The organism is Streptococcus parasanguinis (assembly GCF_001578955.1).
Classification (GTDB): Bacteria; Bacillota; Bacilli; order Lactobacillales; family Streptococcaceae; genus Streptococcus; species Streptococcus parasanguinis_U.
Genome location: NZ_KQ969690.1, coordinates 89,376 through 93,048, shown reverse-complemented (window position 1 = coordinate 93,048; position 3,673 = coordinate 89,376). Strand labels below are relative to the sequence as shown.

The window sequence follows — 3,673 nt, the reverse complement described above, 5'->3', positions numbered from 1 at the left end:
CCGACTCACGCTATCGACCTTGCTCATCATTTCCTTGACCGGCCTGCGAGAAAGGACCAGTGGCAAGAGGATATTGTCCTTGACAGACAAGGTATCGAGCAAATTGAAATCTTGAAAGACAAAACCTAGTTTTTCGCGACGGAAACTGGACGCATCCTTGTTCTTGATGGTTGAGGTGTCTATGCTATTTAGGTAGACCCGCCCTTCTGTCGGCTGGTCCAGCATAGCTAGGATATTGAGGAGGGTGGATTTCCCAGATCCTGATTCCCCCATAATAGCCACGTACTCACCCTTTTCCACGGTGAAGTGAATATCCTTTAAGGCTTCAACCTGCGTTCCTTGAAAGCGGGTTTTGTAGATTTTTTTGATATGTTGAACATCTAGTAATGACATACTTTTCTCCTTTTACTAGTAGATCAAGAAAAATTCTTGGGTTTGTTGCAGGACTTGGAGACCAAATTCCGTCTTTTCCAGATCGGTTTGGTTATTTGGTTTCTTAATCTTTTTGGGTTGTTTCATCCATTTCAAGAGTTTCATTTTCTTGACCTCCTTCATTTGATGAGACTATTGTATAAAAAATAAAAGGCGGCTACCATAACCTAACCTTTCATTTTGACCTTTATTTCTTACATTTTTGTAAGATGGGGAAATCCTAATCCAAGACCAACTTCTTTTCTTCAAAGTGAATGGCAACGGTCGTGCCTTGACCGACCTCTGAATGGAGGGTGATCCTGTGGCCCAATTGCTCTGCGATTTTCTTAGATAGATAGAGCCCCAGCCCTGAGGATTGCTGGGTCAGGTGGCCATTATAGCCGGAGAAGCCCCGCTCAAAGACACGGAGGACATCGCTATTTTTGATCCCAATCCCGCTATCTTTTATATAGAGAGTCTGGTCTTTAAAATAGATTTCAATTCCACCAGTGCTGGTGTACTTGAGGCTATTGGATAAGAGCTGCTCGATGATGACCAGGAGCCATTTGCGATCGGTGATGACCTCCTGCTCCAAATCATGCAGATCCACGGTCAAGTTCTTTTGGATAAAAAAGAGGGCATACTTGCGGACTACTTCTTTGACCAAATCTTCTACCGACACGCGCTTTAAGACCAGATCATCATGAAAACTCTCCAGTCGCAGGTACTGCAAGACCAGATTGGCATAGGAGTCAATCTTAAAGAGCTCCTGCTCCATCTGCTGCTTGACAATAGGCGTCTCGACATCTTGCACCAAGAGCTGACTAGCCGCAATGGGCGTCTTAATCTGGTGAACCCAGAGGGTATAGTAATCCATCAGGTCATTGAACTTGGCCTGGGCTGTCTTTCCTTCCTCCAAACGCGCCTGCTGTTCTTCCGTGTATTTTTCATAAAGGAGGTGTTCGAGTGGTGAGGCAGCCTCTATTTCCTCATACAAAGCAGCTTTACGATAGTCCTGAAAGGTCATGGCGAAATCCCAGATCAAGACACAGAGGGCAAAAAAGCCTAGCACCAGGGTCGCATAGAGGAAAACCGTCCCCGTCTCTGGAAAGAGATAGGCAAAGACCCAATCGACGATCAAAAAGATGACCAATAGATAGAGTAGGCGTCTGCGGGATACCACATATTGCCAGAAGATCGTTCCAAATTTATTCATGGGTCAACCCGTAACCGATGCCTTTCTTGGTTTCGATGAAGTTTGACAAGCCAGCCTCTTCTAGTTTCTTACGAAGGCGGGCCACATTGACAGACAAGGTATTGTCATCAATAAAGAGGTCGCTATTCCAGAGCTCCTTCATCATATCATCACGCGCCACGATACTGCCTGCATGCTCAAAGAGGACACGCAGGATCTGAAATTCATTCTTGGTCAGCTTGATGACTTCCCCTTCATACACCAAGTCCGTGGACTTGAGATTGAGGATGGCTCCTCGATGCTCCAACAGATTTTGATCGGTCCCGAATTCGTAAGAACGGCGCAAGAGCCCTTGGACCTTGGCAAGGAGGACATTTTGGTCAAAAGGCTTGGTGACAAAGTCGTCTCCACCCATATTGATGGCCATGACAATATCCATGGCTTGATCCCGTGAAGAAAGAAACATGATCGGAACCTTTGAAACCTTACGAATCTCCTGGCACCAGTGGTAACCATTGTAGAGAGGCAGGCCAATATCCATGAGGATCAAGTGGGGGTCACTTTCGACAAAGATCCCGAGGACATCCATAAAGTCCTCTACTGCGACCACTTCATAGCCCCATTGTTCCAATAATTGTTTGACTTGTTGGCGGATAATTTCATCGTCTTCTACTAAGAGAATTTTATGCATGGCTTTCTTTCCTCCTTTTTTTCTTCTTCCTATTATAACAGATTAAGAGGCAGAGAAAAAGGCTGTTTCAGAGGGAAAGAAGAGCTGGCTCCTCCTTTCTTGATGGGAGGCGCTTTTTCTACATCCATTTTTGTGCTATACTGAAAGAAATAAGACACGGGAGGCACAGATGTCGACTATTTTTGATTACCTAAAAGAAGTGACTTACGATTCCATATATGACCGCCCCTTCAAGGAGCTGGATGTTCTCGCATTGACAGAGCTGACCTATCTGCCCTTTGGACACATTGTGCCTCAAGGAGATACAACAGGAATCCCAGTGCGCCTGTCTGATGCGACGGAACTGATCGATCGGACCACCGATTTCATCGTGAGTAACCAGCACCTCCAATTAGTCGATGACTTGGCTACTTCAAAGCGCTTTAAGAACATCAAACTCCTCAACTATGTCGATGAGTACGATCCCGATGTGCAAAAACAGTTCGCGGCCATGACCTATCGGCTTATTCTGGATACGTATTTGGTCGTCTTCAGAGGGACGGATGACACCTTGATCGGCTGGAAGGAAGACTTCCACATGACCTATATGGACCATGTTCCAGCTCAGAAGCGCGCAGCCAGCTACCTGCAACATGTCATGAAGGAATTTCCAAAAGGACGTTTCTTAGTAGCCGGTCACTCCAAAGGGGGAAATCTCGCAACCTATGCCTGCTCTTACCTACCTGATTCCTTATTTGAACGTGTCGACGCGATCTACAGCTACGATGCTCCAGGGCTCAACAAGGCCATTATCGAAACCGAAGGCTACCAGCGCACGTCTCCAAACATTCGTCGCTTTGTCCCTCAAGGGTCCATTGTTGGCATGATGTTGGAAGTGCCAGAACCGACAACCATTGTCAAGAGTCGCGCTTTTGGTGGCTTTGCCCAGCACGACGCCTTTACTTGGGAAATCAAGGACTACAGCTTTGTGACCGTTTCTGAAACCAGTCCCGATAGCCAGCAGACCGACCTGACCTTGAAGCAATGGGTTCGCGAAACATCGGCAGAGGAGCGCAAGAAGTTTTTTGACACCTTTTTTGGCATTTTTCTGGATGCCGGCATCACTTCGATCAATGACCTAACCGATCTCAAGCAGCTAGCCAAGGCCAAAGAAATCCTTCAAAATGCCCAGGATTTGGATCCAACCGAGCGGGAGATGCTAGAACGCTTGGCCAAGCAGCTCATCGACACCCGCTTTCAAGCTTGGAAAAAATGGCAGACAGTCCCCCGCATCCTGGTTCAAATGGCCACATTTTTCAAGCGGAAACAAGCAGTCGAAACCACCTCACCACTGCGTCTTGAGCACAAGGAGTGAGGTTCAACTGCTGACCTCTTCT

The 3,673-nt window shown here is 46.8% G+C and carries 5 protein-coding genes; 1 reads left to right on the top strand and 4 read right to left on the bottom strand.

The genetic code is table 11. The features are described from left to right. The 4 genes from SPADD19_RS04270 to SPADD19_RS04260 form a co-directional block, all read right to left on the bottom strand. The coding region (locus SPADD19_RS04270) for an ABC transporter ATP-binding protein (RefSeq protein ID WP_164905839.1) at positions 1–393 on the bottom strand (393 nt) is incomplete at its 3' end. Between the two features lie 15 nt (positions 394–408). Beyond that, a complete protein-coding gene (locus SPADD19_RS13080; protein WP_256263169.1) occupies positions 409–537 on the bottom strand; it encodes a hypothetical protein in 129 nt (42 codons plus the stop codon). Between the two features lie 115 nt (positions 538–652). Next, on the bottom strand, positions 653–1,627 hold the full coding sequence (locus tag SPADD19_RS04265) for a sensor histidine kinase (RefSeq protein WP_061455318.1): 975 nt from the start codon (positions 1,625–1,627) through the stop codon (positions 653–655). Then, positions 1,620–2,297 (bottom strand): response regulator transcription factor, encoded by a 678-nt coding sequence (locus SPADD19_RS04260; protein WP_061455317.1) that lies wholly within the window; start codon positions 2,295–2,297, stop codon positions 1,620–1,622. Before SPADD19_RS04260 ends, SPADD19_RS04265 begins: the two co-directional genes overlap by 8 nt. 169 nt (positions 2,298–2,466) lie before the next feature. On the opposite strand from SPADD19_RS04260, the gene SPADD19_RS04255 reads away from it, so the two are divergent. After that, on the top strand, positions 2,467–3,651 hold the full coding sequence (locus tag SPADD19_RS04255; protein ID WP_061455316.1) for a DUF2974 domain-containing protein: 1,185 nt from the start codon (positions 2,467–2,469) through the stop codon (positions 3,649–3,651). Positions 3,652–3,673: the final 22 nt, after the last annotated feature.

What these genes read in the sequence shown, in the direction of transcription:
- SPADD19_RS04260 (WP_061455317.1), bottom strand. Translation starts at nt 2,297, where the DNA reads ATGCATAAAATTCTCTTAGTAGAAGACGATGAAATTATCCGCCAACAA.
- SPADD19_RS04265 (WP_061455318.1), bottom strand. Translation starts at nt 1,627, where the DNA reads ATGAATAAATTTGGAACGATCTTCTGGCAATATGTGGTATCCCGCAGA.
- SPADD19_RS04255 (WP_061455316.1), top strand. Translation starts at nt 2,467, where the DNA reads ATGTCGACTATTTTTGATTACCTAAAAGAAGTGACTTACGATTCCATA.
- SPADD19_RS13080 (WP_256263169.1), bottom strand. Translation starts at nt 537, where the DNA reads ATGAAACTCTTGAAATGGATGAAACAACCCAAAAAGATTAAGAAACCA.